The sequence below is a fragment of the Methylocaldum sp. GT1BB genome (genome assembly GCF_051027545.1).
Lineage (GTDB): Bacteria > Pseudomonadota > Gammaproteobacteria > Methylococcales > Methylococcaceae > Methylocaldum.
In genome coordinates, this window is sequence record NZ_CP194902.1 from 1,056,395 (window position 1) to 1,073,370 (window position 16,976).

The following is a 16,976-nucleotide window of genomic DNA, read 5'->3' on the forward strand; positions in this document are numbered from 1 at the left end:
GAAGCTTACGGCGATGTTGGAAGGTTTTCGATCCGTGGGAGCGGGTTTCAGCCCGCGGCCGAGACTGCCGAATCGGATTATTCGAAGAAGAACACGGTGATTTCCGCTAAGCCTCCATTCGACCCCACCTACGGCTACACCCTGGAGTCGCTGCTTCGGGTCGACTGCCCGGAGGAACCCGGCGATTTCGCCGAGTTCTGGGAAACCCGTTACCGGCGCGCGCTGAGTGTTTACCCGAACCCCGAGCTGTCTCGCGGCAAAGACGTTCATCCGGACTTCGATGTTTACGATGTCCGTTATCGATCGACGGACGATTATATGATCGGCGGCTGGCTGTTGAGTCCCAAACACGGACCGATTCGGCGGGGGCTGGTGGTGGGGCACGGTTACGGCGGCCGGGAGGGTCCGGATTTCGATCTTCCGGTCGGGGAAGCGGTGGTGTTGTTTCCCTGCTTCCGCGGCCTTTCCTTGAGCCGCGATCCGCGCCTGCCGGACAACCCCGCCCGTCATGTCCTGCACGGCATCGACCGGCGCGATCGTTACATCCTGGGCGGCTGTGTCGAGGATTTGTGGCTGGCGGTTTCGGCGCTGCTGAACGTCTTTCCGCAAGTCGAGGGGCATATCGGCTACTCGGGGATCAGCTTCGGCGGCGGCATCGGCGCTTTGGCCCTGCCTTGGGAGCCGCGCATTCGCATGGCCCATCTGAACGTTCCGACCTTCGGCCATCATCCTTTGCGTCTTGCGCTGCCGACCCTGGGAAGCGGGGAAGCCGTCCGAAGATACGAGCGCCGGCACGGGTCCGTGCTGGAAACCTTACGCTACTACGACGCCGCCTGCGCCGCGCGGCACATTCGGATTCCCGTTCATGTCGCGGCGGCCTTGTCCGATCCGTTCGTCGCACCGCCCGGCCAATTCGCCATCTATAATGCCCTGGCGGGACCGAAACGCTTGTTCGTGCTCAAAGCCGGCCATTCCGATTATCCGGAACGGCTCGAGGAGGAGCGGGCGTTGCTGGCGGAGCTTGGCGCTTTTTTCGAACCGCTCTAGGCAGGGCGAAATTTCCTGTGCCGCTAAAGAGCTTTTCGCCGCGGTTTTTCAGTGAGGACCGAAAAATTCGTAGGTCGGCAATCCCTTGCCGACACACGCGGTCGGCGAGGAGCTTTGTCGGCAAGGGATTGCCGACCTACTAAACTCGAATGATTTTTCGAACTGCTTGGAGCGAGGCCGGTTTCCGGTGAGGACGGCGCCCGGTCTCAGATTACGCAGCCGAGCGAATGAACTAATCTTGAATCGAGCCGAAAAAAGGCGGGCTGACCGCCTCGGCTCAATGGAACGGCCGGGCGATAAGCCGGATCACGGAGGTCATTTGGGTCCGCGACCCGGACAAATCACGGATTATTTGATTTTCGCTTCCTTGTACAGGACATGCTTGCGGACGACGGGATCGAATTTCTTGATCTCCATCTTTTCCGGCATGTTCCGCTTGTTCTTGGTGGTCGTGTAAAAATGGCCGGTGCCGGCGCTCGATACCAATTTGATTTTGTCGCGCATGGTTCAGACCTCGATTAGACTTTTTCGCCGCGCTTGCGGATATCCGCCAAAACGGCATCGATACCCTTCTTGTCGATGATGCGCATTCCCTGGCTGGAAACGCGAAGGCTTACCCAACGGTTTTCGCTTTCGACCCAAAAACGGTGCTGGTGCAGATTCGGATTGAACAGGCGCTTCGTCTTATTGTTAGCGTGCGAGACGTTATTGCCTACAATACGGCGCTTGCCCGTCACCTGGCATACTCTGGACATGGTTGACCTCTAACTCGCCTAGCTGGAACGGAAATCAGGCTTTATATATGATTCAAGGTTTTTAAGTCAAGCCGCGCTCCTCCTATTACGGAAAAATCGCTATGAGTCTAAAGCTCGGGATCGTCATGGATCCCATCGGAAAAATCAAAATCCACAAAGACACCAGCTTCGCCATGCTGCTGGAGGCCCAGTCGCGGGGTTACGAGCTCCATTACATGGAGCTCAACGATCTTTATTTGCGGGACGGACGCACCTATGCGCGGATGCGCCGCCTGAGCGTGGAGCGCAACCAGCAGTCCTGGTTCAGCTTCCTCGGCGAGACGGTCGCGCCGCTGGATTCCCTGGACGTGGTGTTGATGCGCAAGGACCCGCCTTTCGACCAGGAATACATCTACGCCACCTATCTCTTGGAATGCGCCGAAAACCAGGGGCTTTACGTGGTCAATAAACCCCGCTCGCTGCGCGATGCGAACGAAAAGCTCTTTACCGCCTGGTTTCCGCAGTGCTGCCCGCCGACCCTGGTGGCCAGGGAAGGGCACAAGATCCGCGAATTTCTGCACGAACAGGGCGAAATCATCCTGAAGCCCCTGGACGGCATGGGCGGCGCCTCGATTTTCCGCATCGCGGAAAAAGACCCCAATCTGAGCGTCATCCTGGAAACCATGACCCGGCACAACTCGCGCTTCGTCATGGCTCAACGCTATCTGCCGGAAATCGTCGACGGCGACAAGCGCATCCTGCTAGTGAACGGCGAGGCGGTTCCTTATGCTCTCGCCCGTATCCCCGCGCTGGGAGAAAGCCGCGGGAATCTCGCCGCCGGAGGACGCGCGGAGGGACGCGAACTGACCCCGCGGGATCGCTGGATCGCCGAGCAAGTAGGTCCGACGCTTCGCGAAAGAGGACTCGTATTCGTGGGACTGGACGTGATCGGAAACTATCTGACCGAAGTGAACGTGACCAGCCCGACCTGCGTGCAGGAGCTGGATGCACTGTTCGGCTTGAATATCAGTGCCTTGCTGATGAATCATATCGAGTCCGTTGTGCGGGCTTAATAACGTCGACTCATGAATACCGAAAAGGTTTTTTCCGACCGCTTTCTTCTATCCCTGGTTTTTGCCGGCATCGCACACGCCGTTCTCATCCTGGGCGTCAGCTTCGAAATGCCCAAGCACCCGGAAATCAAGAAATCCTTGACCATCGCTCTGGTGCGAAATGCTTCGCAGAAGGCTCCGGAAAAGGCCGACTTTCTCGCTCCGGACAACCAGATAGGCAGCGGAACCCATACCGAAAAGGCGATTCCGAGGAACCAGCCCACACCGCAGGAAGGACAGGGCCAGCAAACCGAAAACGCGCCCAATCCCGCGCATGTTCAGGAAGCCAAACTCAAACGCGTGCTGAGACAGGAAAAATCCGAAAAGAAGATCGTCACGGATCAAGGCACGGAGATACTGCCGGAACCGCAGCCCGTAAAGCTCACCGCCGCGGCGCTCAGCCAGCAGATTGCCGAATTGAGCGCCGAACTGAACAAATCGCGGGAAGACTATGCCCGCCGTCCCAAGCTGGTTTACATCAACTCGGTGAACGCCCACAAATACAAGGCCGCTGCCTACGAGAAGGCCTGGCAGGACAAAATCGAGCGTATCGGCAATCTTAATTATCCCGACGAAGCCCGCCGCCGGAATCTTTCCGGAAGCCTGCTTCTGAGCGTCGGCATCAAGCCGGACGGAACCGTGTACAGCATACAGGTCCGGCATTCTTCCGGCCATCAAGTTCTGGACGACGCCGCAACGAATATCGTGCAGCTTGCCGCTCCCTTCGCACCTTTTCCCCAAGAGCTGAAACAGGAAGCGGATGTTTTGATCATCACCCGCACCTGGCGGTTCGAGAACGATCACCGTCTCCAAACCGGCCCCTGATTCACCCCAGCTTTCCCTGCAAGCTCGGACTCTCCGCCATAACGTCCGAGCGCCTGTCCAGGCAGCCTTCCACCGCCTAGCCTTCCCCCAAAAACCGACTATTCTTGATGTGTCCGGCCAGGACGCCTGGGTCCGCTGACTGAATCTTCCCTTTAGAACGATGTCCGCCGACCCTGTAGAGAGCCGTCCACCTTATCCCTGTTAATTGCCTAGCCGTTTCCTCATTAAGAACACCGATGGTCGATTATCTCTCCCAAGCTCAGCGACCGGCCTTGCCGCGATGCGGTGAGGCAGGGCCCGACGTTGGTCCAGGGAATTTTGCCGAACCGGCCTTTCTGATCGAGGACTCGCTCCAACCGAATCCGCTCTGCCTAGGCACAGAAAACGACGTCGCAGATTATCTGGCCCATTCCGTGTCTGCGGTTCCCGACAACTTGCTGCGACACACTCAGCGGGTGTTGCACCACTACCATCAAAACGACCGAGACGGCCTGTACGCCGCTTTGTTGGACCTTTTCATTGCCCTGGAACACAGGGGACCCTCTCTCCGCAAGCGATTGCTGACAGGGGCGCGGGATCGGTTGAGGAAGGATTGCTATGCGCGTCTCGATCGATGGCTTGAATGCGGAAACACGCCCGATTGGGCCGAGCTGCCGCCGGCCGGGCAATCGGTTCTTGCCCCCGGCGTCATCGGTTCGCTGAATTTGGTCCAGGTGTCGATCGATGCCTCGGACGAAGAACGCGACCCGCTGGTGGAAGCGCGGGAACACATCGAATACAGCCAGATCGACCAAGCGAGAGCGGTACTGGAAGGCGCATTGTTCCGACTGCCTGAGCGAACCGATTTACTTGAGGAACTACTGCTGCTGTATCGGGCGACCGGTGATCTCGACAATTTCTTGCACACGCGTGAAAAGCTTCGGGCGATCATGGACCCCTTGCCGGCGATTTGGGACGAGTGCGAACGATATCTGCGAAAGGAACATACCCCATGACCGATTTTGCCATCGCGCCATTAAGGTTGGCGGTTCTAGGGATGGACGAGCGGACTGCGAAACTGTTCAAGATGTTCCTGCACGGCCCTTGCCGAAACCAGGCCGAGATCGTCGGCGACGGAGAAGAAGCGGAAGCCTGTATGATCGACATGGACGCACAGAGGGCGGCCGAATTGCTGGATCGGGAACGGCAAACCCATCCCGACCGGGTCCTTATCCTGCTTTCCCTGAACGACCGTGCGTCTTCGCCCGAGACCGTTTTTTTGAAGAAACCGGTCCAAGCTGAGAGCATGCTGCAGGCGATCCGGCGCGTCCGGCAAATTCTCCAAGGCCGCCAACCGCGGCAAGCCGGAAAGCCGGAGCCGGAAACCCGCCCGACTCCGTTACGGGCGGTCGTTGCGCCGGAAAAATCGGATGGATCCGTATCCAAAGTGGCCGCCCTAATGGATGAGCAAAGCTTCATGAGCTTTCTGGGCGTCCGCGACGACATCGATCCGACCGTTCCCGAACAGGCTGCGGCGGTCCGCTACGATCCCAAGGATTTTCTGCAGGGGAGCTTCGAATCGGCCTGCGCGCTCGCCATTTCGCATCAACAGGCTTTGCGGGTGGAAACGCCATGGAAGCCGCTGGTCGTCTTTCCACAGATTCGACGGATATGGATCAACGCAGACGAAGCTCAATTGCGCGCCGCCTGCGCGATTCGCATTAACAATCTTGCGCATATGGATATCAGCGGACCCCGCGCGCAAACCGCCAAGGATCTGAAAGTTACGCCGATCGACACCGGCCAGGCCGAGCTCGATCCGAGCCGGATGATCTCGCTGGATGCCTTCTTATGGAAGATGGCGATCTGGACGTCAAAAGGCAAGATCCCTGTGGACATCTCGTTCGAACACGAGGTAGCCCTCAAACACTGGCCCAATCTGACCCGCTTCCTGCTGATCCCTCATACCATGCGAATCGCAGCACTGTTGTATCACAGCCCCCATACCGTATGCGAGGCGGCGCAGATTTTAGGCATACGGCAGCAGTATGTGTTTGCCTTCATCAGCGCCGCTCATGCCTTGCGACTGATAGAGCAACGGCCGAAACAGCAGACGGCCCGCGCGGAAATTCAGGCGTCGACCGCCAGACCGGAGCCGGAGCGCACGTCCTTTCTCGGGAAGATTTTGAAACACTTGAAAATGTCTTGACGGGAGCGGAATCGAATCGTGATTCAGTACAACAAAATCATTTTCACCGGACCCGTGGGCGCTGGGAAAACGACCGCCATCACCTCGCTCAGTGATGTTCCGCCGGTCAAAACGGACCAAGTCGCCAGCGATATGACCAAAAGCCGGAAAGCTTCGACCACGGTCGCGCTCGACTACGGGATGATGACTTTGCCCGGCGGGGAAAAGATTCATCTGTACGGAACGCCGGGACAGGAGCGGTTCGACTTCATGTGGGACATTCTGACCACCGGAGGCATCGGCCTGGTGCTGCTGCTCGACAACACCCGCGCCGATCCCTTCCAGGATCTGCGCTTTTTCTTGAACAAATTCGGCAGCTTCATCGAGGCCACGAGCTTGGTCATAGGCGTCACCCAAATGGACGTCCGTGCAACGCCTCTGGTATCGGACTACCATCGCCAGTTGGAAGCGACCGGTCTGAATCCGCCGATTTTCGAGGTCGACGCCCGGCGCAAGAAAGACGTTTCTCTGCTGGTACAGGCGCTGCTCTACTCCATCGATCCGGGGCTGGAGGATCAATGAAGGACTACGCGCTGGCGGAGCACCTTTATCTTCATCCGACGCCAGGCGGCGCCTACCATGCGGTCACGACCAAGGCGCACACCCCAGCCAAACAGCTCATCAGAAACTTGCTGCAGATGGAGTCCAGCCCAGCGCTCACCCTGGCCGGCCTGAAAGACTGGTCGGCTATCGAGGACGCCGAAAGGGCCTATGCCATGCTGCACCATGCACAAGAAGCGAAATGGCTGCAAGGGTTGAAGGCGCCGCTGAAATGCCCGAATCAGCCTCTTTCCGAAATCCTGCCCGAACTGCTGAGCCAGCTCAGCAGCCAAGCCAAGGTTCTGTTGGCCGACAGCCAAGGGTTCTATCTTGCGACCCACGGTTTTCCCCACGAAGTCGCCGAGGAGCTGTCGGCGCTCAGCGCCGATTTGGCCAATCTGCATGAGCGTCGCTCGGGTCTCTTGCTCAACAACCTGGGGCTCAATTCGAGCGCCTGGTCCGTAGTGGACTCGGCGGGCAACAGCAAAGTGGGATTTTGGCCGCTATACCTGGGGAAAGAGCGATTCGTGCTGGTCGCCGCGGGAATGCCGAGGTTCAACCAGCCGGATTTCGTTACCCTGGTCTGGATATTGAGCCGCCGCTATGCCGGCGTCGGCAGCTGATGCAAATAAATCAAGAACGAATTTTCCCGAATCATCCGAGTGCGAGCGAGGTTCAGTTATGCGTGCAGAAATGTTGACTTCCATTTTGAGTGAGTTGAACGGCACATCGGCCGACATCGAAGCTTCCGGCGTCATTTCGACGGACGGCTTGATGATGGCGGCCGTATTGCCTCAAAACCTGGACGAGGATCGGGTGGGCGCCATGAGCGCCGCCATGCTGTCCCTGGGCGACAGGACCGCCCAGGAACTGTCGCGGGGTACGCTCGAGCAGGTGCTCATCAAAGGCGACAGGGGATACGTGCTGATGACTTATGCCGGCAAGGAAGCGGTGCTGACCGTGATGGCCAAGCCCAATGCCAAGTTGGGTCTGATCTTTCTGGACGTAAAACGGGCGGCCGAAAGCATAGCCGGCCTGATTTGACCGGCGCACAGCCCGACCACCGTAGTTCCAAGAGGCCGCCATGCAAGACATGAAGCCCGAAGATATCGTCGGGGCCTACCGAGAACATACGCTCGTCCATTTCGACGGGACTCGCCGGAAAGTGCTGGTAACCGACATCGAGTCGCCCTATCCGGACGGACGCTTGATCGTTTCTCGCACCGATCCGGCCGGCATCATCACCCATGTCAACCAATCCTTCGTCGACATGTCGGGATATTCCAAGGAAGAACTGATCGGCGCGCCACACTACATTCTGCGGCATCCCGATATGCCGCCGGCAGCTTTCCGGGATCTTTGGGAAACCTTGCGGCGCGGCGAAAAATGGCAGGGCTATGTCAAGAATTTGCGCAAGGACGGCGGTTTCTACTGGGTCAAGGCCACGGTTATCCCGAACATTCGAAACGCCCAGGTCATCGGCTATACCTCGGTCCGGCGCAAGCCGTCCCGACAGAAAGTCGCCGAATGCATGAAACTCTATCCCACCTTGTTTTGAGCGTCTCGACTCCGCGAGGACTATGCCATGCCCCACGTTTTCACCGTAAGCCCGGATTTTACGCCCGAGCACCTGTCCGGCTGGTTCATTTTCAATACTTGGTTGCAAAAGGCCTTGGGCGAGGCATTTCATTTGCAATTGTATGACGACTTCCACAGTCAGCGGGACGCCATCAAGTCCGACCGAATCGATCTGATCTACGCCAACCCTTACGATGCCGCCATGCTGGTGCGGGAAAAAGGCTTCAAACCCTTGGTCAAGCCGGAAGGCAAGGCGGACGAGGCGGTTATCGCGGTGAGTACCGAACGCCCTTACCTTCAGGTCGAAGATTTGCCCGGCTCGATCAAGCTGGCGACCACCGAAGACCCCGATGTCCACATGATGGGCATGATCATGCTGGAGCCGGCCGACCTCGATGCCGCATCGGTCGAACTAAAAGTCTGCGACTCCTATGTGCTGGTCGCCAAGGAATTGCTCAAAGGCTACTGCGATGCAGGCGTTTTTCTCGCCGAGGCGTTCAACGATCTCTCTTCGGTCATACGCAAGCAACTGCGGGCATTGGTCAACAGCCAGATCCAGGTGGTCCATCACGCGCTGATGATAAGCCCTAGGCTCGCGGATCACCGAGACCGCCTGCTCGGCGCGCTGCTGGCCATGTCCGAAAACGACAAGGGCAAGAGTGCTCTCGCAGCGCTGAAGATCCCCCGCTGGGAACGGGTCGACGACGAAGAGATGGAATTCATGATCGATCTCATGGACACCTTTGTGACCTGAGCACGAGATCACCCGATCAAAATACCGGGAGCCTCTGCGCTCGACTGCGAAGCTTTTCGCACATCGCCGCTGTTCCCGTATCCACCAAGCTGACGATCCTCGCTTCACGCATAGGATTATGCTCCGCGCTTTGAGCGCGATTGGAGTACCACAAGAAATTTCAGCCTTTCCGTGAACTGACTTGCAGCCTCGTCGGTCTACCCCGATACTATGACCATGATTGAAGCGATCGCGAACCTCACCAACAACTTTCTGATCGCCATGCCCGGGATGACGGACCCCTTTTTCGCCCGCACCGTCACTTATCTGTGCCAACACAGTCCGGAAGGCGCATTGGGTATCATTATCAATCGCCCGTCCGAGCTGACCTTGGGCGATGTGATGCAGCAAATGGAGATCGATATCCAGGAATCCGCCATAGGCCAAATTCCCGTTTACTTCGGCGGGCCGGTGCAGGCCGAACGCGGCTTCGTCCTTCACGAGCCGGGCGGTAACTGGAATTCCACCCTGAAGGTATCGGACTCCATTTCCCTCACCACCTCCCGCGACATCTTGGAAGCCATGAGCATTGGCAAGGGACCCCAAAAGGTCCTGGTGGCGCTGGGATACGCCGGCTGGGGAAAGGGACAGCTGGAACGGGAAATCGTCGAGAACTCCTGGCTGAGTGCGCCCGCCGACGACGCCATTCTGTTCGATTATGCGCCGGCCCATCGCTGGAAGGCCGCCGCCGAACTGATGGGCGTGGATATTTCACTTCTGTCCTCTCAAGCGGGGCACGGCTAATTCATGGATTTCGTCGATCCAGTGCGGCACGAGACCAACGAGCCCACTTATCTCGGCTTTGATTTCGGAGAAAAAAACATCGGCGTGGCCGTCGGACAGCGGGTAACCGGTACCGCGACAGCTCTTGAAACGATACGCGTAACCAGCCGCAAGGCCCTGTGGGACGCCATATCCCGCCTGGTTCAGACATGGCGGCCGTCGGCGTTCGTGGTCGGCTTCCCTTATAACCCGGAAGGTGAAGAAAACCCTATCATCGAGCCCATTTTGCGCTTCTGCCGTCAATTGGAAAGCCGTTATCACCTGCCGGTCCACACGATGGACGAAACCTTGTCGACCAGCGAATCCCGCGAGATTTTTTATCGCAGGCGCTCCAAACGGTCGACGCATTTCGCCGATGTCAAAGACGAACTCGCCGCCCAATTGATTCTGCAAACCTGGTTGGCCCATACGAAGGAAAAGGATGTCGGGAATGTTTGATACGGCATTGCGGGTGGACCTGTTGCTCGACCGGCTGGAAGCTTCTTTGCGCGAAGAAATGGCGCGGCGCGAGTTTTCCGACCCGGCCATGATCGGCATTCACACCGGCGGAGCCTGGATCGCCGACCGCTTACATGCCCGACTCGGTCTGGCCGAGCCTTTGGGACTCTTGAACATCTCGTTTTACCGGGACGATTTTTCACAGACCGGTATTCACCCTCAAGTCAAACCAAGCGTGCTGCCGTTTCGCGTCGAAGGCCGGAACATATTGCTGATCGACGACGTGTTCTATACCGGACGGACTGTTCGTGCCGCGCTGAACGAGATCTTCGATTACGGACGCCCTGCCCAGGTTTTGCTGGGCGTGCTGATCGAGCGAAACGGGCGGCAGATTCCGATTCGCCCCGATTGCATAGGGCACAAAATTACGCTTGCCGCCGATCAGCGCATTACCCTCAGCGGGCCGAGCCCGCTCGAACTTCGCATCCATTCGGTTTCTCCGCAATCATGAATCCGATTCAGGCCGACAATCTTCAATTAGATTCCAGCGGACGATTGAAACACTTTCTGACCGTCGAGGGCTTGAGCCGAGACTTGCTGGTCAAGATCATGGACACGGCGGAATCGTTCGCCAGCGTCACCGAGCAGACCGTCAAGAAAGTGCCGCTGCTGCGCGGCAAGACCGTGGTCAACCTGTTTTTCGAGAACAGCACGCGCACGCGCACCACCTTCGAATTGGCCGCGAAGCGGCTGTCCGCCGACGTAATCAATCTGAACATCGCCACTTCCGCCACATCCAAGGGGGAAAGCCTGCTGGATACCATCCGCAATCTGGAAGCGATGCACGTCGACATGTTCGTCGTCCGGCACGCGGAAAGCGGCGCGGCCCACTTCATCGCCCGCCACGTGGCACCCCATATCAGCGTCATCAACGGCGGAGACGGACGGCATGCCCACCCGACCCAAGCGATGCTGGACGTGTTCACTATCCGCAAATACAAGGGCGATTTCTCGAATCTGAAAGTAGCGATCGTCGGCGATATCCTTCATTCCCGCGTAGCCCGGTCCGAGATTCATGCCCTGAACACCCTGGGTGCCGCCGAAGTGCGCGTGATTGGTCCCAAAACGCTGCTGCCGGCTGCGGTCGAGACCTTGGGCGTCACCACATTCCATGATCTGGAGGAAGGCCTGGAAAACGTTGATGTCGTGATCATGCTGCGCCTGCAAAAGGAGCGCATGAGCGGGGCCTTCATTCCGACCGAGCACGAATACTTCGCCTGCTTCGGGCTGACCGAAAAACGCCTGGCGCGCGCCAAACCGGATGTCATCGTGATGCATCCGGGGCCCATCAATCGAGGCGTTGAAATCGATTCCCAAGTCGCCGATGGTCCCCACTCCGTCATACTTCAGCAGGTCGACCACGGGATCGCCGTTCGCATGGCGATTCTGTCCATGGCGATGCGCCCCGATCTCGAAAGTTCGCCTGGAGACCGAATAGCATGACCGAACGCATCGCCATCCGCGGTGGCCATGTCGTCGATCCGTCGAACGGCATCGAAGAAACGCTCGATCTCTACTTGGCCGAGGGACGTGTGGTGTCGCTCGGGACCGCGCCGGACGGTTACATGGCGGATCGAACGATTTCAGCGGAAGGGCAGATCGTATGTCCCGGTTTTATAGATCTTTGCGCGCGTTTGCGCGAGCCTGGTTACGAGCACAAGGCGGCGATCGCCAGCGAAAGCGAGGCCGCTAGCGCGAGCGGGATTACCACGCTCTGCTGTCCGCCCGATACCGATCCGGTCATCGATACACCCGCCGTGGTCAACCTGATCCGGGAAAGGGCGCAACAGATCGGTAAGATAAGGGTACTACCCATAGGCGCTTTGACGCGCGGCCTTAAAGGTAGGGATTTGAGCGAAATGAGTGCGTTGAAGCGCGCCGGCTGTGTTGCGCTCAGCAATGCCCACGCGCCGATGGCGAATACGCTGGTGCTGCGCCGGGCGCTCGAATATGCCGCGAGTCACGACCTTCTGGTCGTCATCCGTCCGGAAGACCCATGGCTTGCCGACCAAGGCTGTGTCCACGAAGGGCCGACCGCGACTCGATTGGGTTTGCCAGGGATTCCGGACGCGGCTGAGACCGTAGCCATTGCCCAAGTCCTGGCGCTGGTCGAGCACACCGAGGCACGGGTTCATTTCGCGCAGTTGAGCTGCGCGCGGGCCGCCCGGATGATTGCCAGAGCACGGGAAAAAGGCGCGCCGGTCAGCGCCGACGTAGCGGCTCATCAGTTGCATATGACCGAAACGGACATCGACGGATTCAACGCCATGTGCCACGTTAGACCCCCGCTACGAAGCGTGCCCGATAGGGATGCTCTGCGCGAGGCGCTCAGGAACGGCGTGATAACGGCGATTTGTTCGGACCACCAACCCCACGAGCCGGACGCCAAGCTGGACGTCTTTCCGTCCACCGAGCCCGGCATGGCTTCGCTGGAAATGCTGCTTCCTCTGACGCTGAAGCTGGTCGACGAGGACGTCCTTTCCCTAAGTCAGGCGATCGCCCTCCTCACACAAGGCCCGGCCGCCGTCATGGGCACGGAGACGGGCACCCTCAGCGTCGGCTCGCCGGCTGATATCTGCATCTTCGACCCCGAGTGCACCTGGACGGTTGATAGCTCGACTTGGCGAAGCACCGGCCGGAACACTCCCTACTGGGGGCAAACCGTCAAGGGCCGGGTGACTCGTACGTTTGTGGATGGCCGGGCGGTTTTCGAGCTCTAGCCAAACCGCCGATAAGGCAGCGACCGAAACCCTATTTCACCACACCGCATGCAATACGGGCTCCGCCCGGCTTATCGGCATAGTTGTCGTCTTCCGCATGAATCATCAATGAACGTCCCTTGAGATCGGCTACGCGCAAACGCTTGGCGGTGACCGCTTCCTGAGCCGTACCGTCGGAGGCCACATTCAAAACCGGCAGATCTCCGGCGTGACCGTCGCCGACGGGGCCCGCATGCTTTCCGGTTTTCTTCGGATCGAAGTGATTGCCTGCCGCCAATCCCGCCACGGGTTTTCCGTCTTTTTCTTTGGCGCCGCAGTCGGGGAACTCATGAACATGAAAGCCGTGCGGCCCGGGCGGCAGACCTCTGAGATCCGGGGTCAGCTTCAATCCAGCGGCCGTATCCGCGGCGACGACGGAACCGATGGACTCCGCAATTCCGGTTTCGTCGATCTTGTTCATCTCCACTCTGATCTCTTCGGCATAAACCGCGGATCCGAAGATGATCGCCGCGCCTGCGGCCATCAATCCAAATTTGTTCATCATAACCTCCCGTATCGTTGTTAAATTTTGCTGTCCAACCGATTTTAAGCCTAAGACAATCCCTGTCGTAAGTCCGTTAAACGAATTTGACATAATCCGAAGCGATGCTTATCGGCCTTTGCAAAACCTGGATAGGAAGCGTTACTCTCCATAAGGGTCGATGGGTATAAGCTGATGGCAGAACGTACTTCGAACCATGCGTGATCCTTTAGCTTTGCTGCCCGGCACCGATTTCCCCCGTATCACGCGGAAACGGCTGGAGACTCTTCAGGTCAATCTGGGCTATCGCTGCAATCTGAGGATTTTGGAGGAACCGGGGTATGAAGATCTGGCTAGGTTCCTTGCGGAACATCGCGTCGAGATCGTTGCCTCTCTGCCGTGTTATCTTGAGCAGGACGTGGACGCTCAGCGCGGCAAGGGGGTATTCGATAGGAGTCTTAGGGCTTTACACCAGCTGAATCGCTTCGGCTACGGCGGCTTCGATTCGGGCCTGATTCTAAATCTGGTCTACAATCCACAGGGGGCGGCGCTGCTGCCGCCGCAAATTGAATTGGAAAACGCCTATGAGCGCGAGCTGGAAAGCCGCTACGGGATCGTTTTCAACCGATTGTACACCCTTGCCAATATGCCGATCCGGCGTTTCGGCAGCACCCCCATCAGTCAGGGGAGGTTCGACGAATACATGACTTTGTTGAGGAACAGCCACAATTCGAAAAATCCGGAAGACGTAATGTGCCGCAGCTTGATCAGCGTAGACTGGCAAGGTCATGTATACGACCGCGATTTCAACCAGATGCTCGATTTGCCACTGGGCGCCGGCAGCAGTTGCGGCGGGGCGCTGCGATCTTGAGCGCACGCCTTCGTCTTTCTTTTCGTAAGAGCTCCTTTTCTTAATCTGTCCGCTTCCCATGCTGCAATTTATCAACGTCAGCAAACGCTATTCGGATAGCGGAGAAGTATTGTCCAACGTCTGTTTTCAGCTCGAAAAGGGCGAAATGGCTTTCCTGACCGGCCACTCGGGGGCCGGGAAAAGCACCTTGCTCAAGCTGATTCCGGTCATCGAACGGCCCAATCGGGGGCAGATCCTCTTCGAAGGAAAGCCCATCAACCGTATATCCAAACGGCAAGTGCCTTATCTTCGCCGCCAATTGGGATTGATCTTCCAGGATTACCGCTTACTGCACGATAGAACCGTATTCGACAACGTAGCCCTGCCCCTGCTCATCGCCGGCTTCAGCCAGCAAGAAACCGCCCGACGGGTTCGGGCCGCCCTCGATAAGGTCGGTTTACTCCGCAAGGAAAAGCGGTTTCCTCTTGCGCTGTCCGGAGGCGAGCAGCAGCGGGTCGGCATCGCTCGAGCGATCGTACACAAACCCTCCCTGATTCTGGCCGACGAGCCGACCGGCAATTTGGATCCGGGCCTCTCGGCAGAGATCATGGATTTATTTAAGGAATTCAACCAGGTCGGCGTAACGCTCTTGATCGCGAGTCACAACCTCGACCTGATTTCGCGGTTCGCCTGCCGAACCCTCAAGTTACAGCAAGGCCAATTGGTCGAAGGCGGCTGAGACGTGCCGATTGCAAGAATGCAGAAACCTCGAAGGAGGCGCGATACTAATGCGGCGCATGCCCGGCGAACCGGCAATGGGCCGGCGAACTGGCTGCGAGCCTACGTCGACTTGCACGTCGAAACGCTTAAATCCAGTTTTGTACGTCTTCGGCGAACTCCTGTCGCCAGCATCATGACGGTGCTGGTGATCGCCATCGCATTGACCATACCGGCTAGTTTCCATGTTTTCATCAAGAACGCTCAGCAGGCCAGTTCGACCCTCGAAGCGACGAACCAAATATCGCTGTTCCTGAAACCCGAACTGACCAACGAAGCCGGCGGCAAGGTCGCGGAAACACTCAATAAGCACCCGCAAATCGCGGTGGCCGAGCTGGTTACGAAAGAAGCGGGGTTACAGCAACTCAAGAGCTACAGCGGTTTTGGCGATGCCTTACAGGCTTTGGATTTCAATCCCTTGCCGGCGGTCGTCGGCATCAAACCGAAGGACTCCCTCACTCGTCCCGATGAAGTGGAAAAACTGCTCGGCGAGCTCCGAGCGCTGCCGGAAACCGATTTCGTCCAGCTCGATACCGAGTGGATGCACAAGCTGCACGCCATATTAACGATCGCCCAACGCAGCGTAGTCGTGTTCAGCGTGCTACTTAGTCTTGGCGTATTGTTCATCGTAGGCAACACCATCCGTCTCGAACTGCAAAACCGCCGCGAGGAAATCGTCGTCGCGAAACTGATCGGGGCCACCGACCGTTTTATCCGCCGCCCTTTCTTGTATGCCGGCTTTTGGTACGGCTTCCTCGGCGGAACTCTTGCCTGGTTGTTGGTCAGCTTCTTCCTGTTGTTCCTGCGTGGCCCCTCCCGACACTTGGCGGAACTCTACGGCAGCCCTTACGCGCTTTCCTTTCTGAGCCTATCGGAAACAGAACTCCTGATTGGAGCATCGGTCTTATTGGGAATAATCGGGGCATGGATAGTCGTCTCTTATCATTTACGGGAACTTGATCCTACTTGATTGACGAGGTTTTATAGACATACTATTAGCACTCGTCATTGTTGAGTGCTAAGCTAAAACAGGAATTAAGACTGAGGACACTTATGAGCAACGCATTAACTCTTCCGGTTAATCTCTCGCTCGGCTCCATCGAAGAATATGTCTCTGCCGTAAACTCGATGCCGCGTTATAGCGCCGATGAAGAGCGCGCACTGGCTGTACGCTTTCGCGAGCATAACGATTTGGAGGCTGCACGGCAGTTAGTGCTCGGCAATTTGCGCTTCGTCGTCCATATTGCCAGGGGATACCTGGGCTACGGTTTGCCGCTGCCCGATTTGATCCAGGAAGGAAACATCGGCCTCATGAAAGCCGTGAAGCGTTACGACCCTGCCGTCGGCGTCCGGCTGGTTTCGTTTGCCGTTCATTGGATCAGGGCGGAAATCCACGAATTCATCATTCAGAATTGGCGCATAGTTAAAGTCGCCACCACCAAAGCTCAGCGGAAATTGTTCTTCAATTTGCGCAAGTTCAAGAACCGCTTGGGATGGCTGAGCCACGACGAGGCTCACGTTCTAGCCAACGAATTAGGTGTGGATGTCGCGACTGTCTATGAAATGGAAAATCGCCTGAACAATCAGGATGTCGCCTTCGAACCCAGCGATAACGACGGCGACGATAGAGAAGCACCGGCTCCGGTGCATTACCTTCAGCAAGAAAATGCCGATCCCGCGGATTTGCTCGAAGATAACGACTGGGGACAGCATAAGCAGCAACGGCTGGTTGCCGCCATCGAGCAACTGGACGAGCGCAGCCGGGACATCGTTACGAGCCGGTGGCTGAGCGAAGAAAAACTGACCTTGCACGATCTGGCCACACGCTATCAGGTTTCTGCCGAGCGTATTCGCCAATTGGAGAATACCGCTATGAAAAAGCTGCGAAACTCCCTGGTCGACACCTGAGCTTCGAGCAGACTCGACCCCACGCACTAAAAAAGGTGACGCAAAGTCACCTTTTTTGTATCCG

At 57.7% G+C, this 16,976-nt stretch carries 22 protein-coding genes; 19 read left to right on the forward strand and 3 right to left on the reverse strand.

Annotated features, from left to right (window positions below):
* Positions 1-96 precede the first annotated feature (96 nt).
* Complete coding sequence (locus tag ACR2TX_RS05910; protein WP_434131542.1) at positions 97-1,047, forward strand: acetylxylan esterase; 951 nt, start codon at positions 97-99, stop codon at positions 1,045-1,047.
* A gap of 348 nt (positions 1,048-1,395) precedes the next feature.
* Here ACR2TX_RS05910 and rpmG read toward each other — a convergent pair whose 3' ends face one another.
* Complete coding sequence (gene rpmG, locus ACR2TX_RS05915) at positions 1,396-1,551, reverse strand: 50S ribosomal protein L33 (RefSeq protein WP_077728264.1); 156 nt, start codon at positions 1,549-1,551, stop codon at positions 1,396-1,398.
* Between the two features lie 14 nt (positions 1,552-1,565).
* Positions 1,566-1,802, reverse strand: coding sequence for a 50S ribosomal protein L28 (gene rpmB / locus ACR2TX_RS05920; RefSeq protein WP_077728265.1), 237 nt, complete (start codon positions 1,800-1,802; stop codon positions 1,566-1,568).
* Positions 1,803-1,903: 101 nt separating this feature from the next.
* Between rpmB and gshB the strand changes: the two genes are divergently transcribed.
* From gshB to ACR2TX_RS05990, 14 genes are all read left to right on the forward strand, one after another.
* Positions 1,904-2,854 (forward strand): glutathione synthase, encoded by a 951-nt coding sequence (gene gshB / locus ACR2TX_RS05925; protein WP_086133810.1) that lies wholly within the window; start codon positions 1,904-1,906, stop codon positions 2,852-2,854.
* A 12-nt stretch (positions 2,855-2,866) separates the two neighbouring features.
* Positions 2,867-3,718: an energy transducer TonB gene (locus ACR2TX_RS05930; protein WP_077728267.1), complete on the forward strand. Its 852-nt coding sequence runs from the start codon at positions 2,867-2,869 to the stop codon at positions 3,716-3,718.
* Between the two features lie 236 nt (positions 3,719-3,954).
* Positions 3,955-4,713 (forward strand): type IV pilus assembly protein FimV, encoded by a 759-nt coding sequence (locus ACR2TX_RS05935; RefSeq protein WP_077728268.1) that lies wholly within the window; start codon positions 3,955-3,957, stop codon positions 4,711-4,713.
* Entirely contained in the window at positions 4,710-5,906 is a 1,197-nt protein-coding gene (locus ACR2TX_RS05940; protein ID WP_086133811.1) for a hypothetical protein, read from the forward strand. Before ACR2TX_RS05935 ends, ACR2TX_RS05940 begins: the two co-directional genes overlap by 4 nt.
* Before the next feature lie 21 nt (positions 5,907-5,927).
* Positions 5,928-6,467: an ATP/GTP-binding protein gene (locus tag ACR2TX_RS05945; protein WP_205780645.1), complete on the forward strand. Its 540-nt coding sequence runs from the start codon at positions 5,928-5,930 to the stop codon at positions 6,465-6,467.
* Positions 6,464-7,108, forward strand: coding sequence for a hypothetical protein (locus ACR2TX_RS05950; RefSeq protein WP_077728271.1), 645 nt, complete (start codon positions 6,464-6,466; stop codon positions 7,106-7,108). Before ACR2TX_RS05945 ends, ACR2TX_RS05950 begins: the two co-directional genes overlap by 4 nt.
* 58 nt (positions 7,109-7,166) lie before the next feature.
* Complete coding sequence (locus tag ACR2TX_RS05955) at positions 7,167-7,529, forward strand: roadblock/LC7 domain-containing protein (RefSeq protein ID WP_077728272.1); 363 nt, start codon at positions 7,167-7,169, stop codon at positions 7,527-7,529.
* Between the two features lie 40 nt (positions 7,530-7,569).
* Positions 7,570-8,043: a PAS domain-containing protein gene (locus ACR2TX_RS05960; protein WP_086133812.1), complete on the forward strand. Its 474-nt coding sequence runs from the start codon at positions 7,570-7,572 to the stop codon at positions 8,041-8,043.
* Between the two features lie 27 nt (positions 8,044-8,070).
* A complete protein-coding gene (locus ACR2TX_RS05965; RefSeq protein WP_086133813.1) occupies positions 8,071-8,817 on the forward strand; it encodes a phosphate/phosphite/phosphonate ABC transporter substrate-binding protein in 747 nt (248 codons plus the stop codon).
* Positions 8,818-9,033: 216 nt separating this feature from the next.
* Positions 9,034-9,600, forward strand: a complete 567-nt coding sequence (locus ACR2TX_RS05970) for a YqgE/AlgH family protein (protein WP_077728275.1) — start codon at positions 9,034-9,036, stop codon at positions 9,598-9,600.
* A gap of 3 nt (positions 9,601-9,603) precedes the next feature.
* Positions 9,604-10,077 (forward strand): Holliday junction resolvase RuvX, encoded by a 474-nt coding sequence (gene ruvX / locus ACR2TX_RS05975; protein ID WP_077728276.1) that lies wholly within the window; start codon positions 9,604-9,606, stop codon positions 10,075-10,077.
* Positions 10,070-10,588: a bifunctional pyr operon transcriptional regulator/uracil phosphoribosyltransferase PyrR gene (gene pyrR, locus ACR2TX_RS05980; RefSeq protein WP_077728277.1), complete on the forward strand. Its 519-nt coding sequence runs from the start codon at positions 10,070-10,072 to the stop codon at positions 10,586-10,588. The genes ruvX and pyrR overlap by 8 nt, the downstream gene beginning before the upstream one ends.
* Complete coding sequence (locus ACR2TX_RS05985; protein ID WP_077728278.1) at positions 10,585-11,580, forward strand: aspartate carbamoyltransferase catalytic subunit; 996 nt, start codon at positions 10,585-10,587, stop codon at positions 11,578-11,580. Before pyrR ends, ACR2TX_RS05985 begins: the two co-directional genes overlap by 4 nt.
* A complete protein-coding gene (locus ACR2TX_RS05990) occupies positions 11,577-12,857 on the forward strand; it encodes a dihydroorotase (protein WP_077728279.1) in 1,281 nt (426 codons plus the stop codon). The genes ACR2TX_RS05985 and ACR2TX_RS05990 overlap by 4 nt, the downstream gene beginning before the upstream one ends.
* Before the next feature lie 31 nt (positions 12,858-12,888).
* Here ACR2TX_RS05990 and sodC read toward each other — a convergent pair whose 3' ends face one another.
* Positions 12,889-13,401, reverse strand: a complete 513-nt coding sequence (sodC, locus tag ACR2TX_RS05995; protein ID WP_434131544.1) for a superoxide dismutase [Cu-Zn] SodC — start codon at positions 13,399-13,401, stop codon at positions 12,889-12,891.
* Positions 13,402-13,594: 193 nt separating this feature from the next.
* Here sodC and ACR2TX_RS06000 point away from each other — a divergent pair, with 193 nt between their 5' ends.
* The 4 genes from ACR2TX_RS06000 to rpoH all read left to right on the forward strand — a co-directional run bounded on the left by ACR2TX_RS06000 (position 13,595) and on the right by rpoH (position 16,912).
* Entirely contained in the window at positions 13,595-14,248 is a 654-nt protein-coding gene (locus tag ACR2TX_RS06000) for a DUF3641 domain-containing protein (protein ID WP_077728281.1), read from the forward strand.
* A 58-nt stretch (positions 14,249-14,306) separates the two neighbouring features.
* On the forward strand, positions 14,307-14,966 hold the full coding sequence (ftsE, locus tag ACR2TX_RS06005; protein ID WP_077728282.1) for a cell division ATP-binding protein FtsE: 660 nt from the start codon (positions 14,307-14,309) through the stop codon (positions 14,964-14,966).
* Positions 14,967-14,984: 18 nt separating this feature from the next.
* Positions 14,985-15,974, forward strand: coding sequence for a permease-like cell division protein FtsX (ftsX, locus tag ACR2TX_RS06010; protein WP_086133814.1), 990 nt, complete (start codon positions 14,985-14,987; stop codon positions 15,972-15,974).
* A gap of 83 nt (positions 15,975-16,057) precedes the next feature.
* Complete coding sequence (rpoH, locus tag ACR2TX_RS06015) at positions 16,058-16,912, forward strand: RNA polymerase sigma factor RpoH (RefSeq protein ID WP_077728284.1); 855 nt, start codon at positions 16,058-16,060, stop codon at positions 16,910-16,912.
* Positions 16,913-16,976 lie beyond the last annotated feature (64 nt).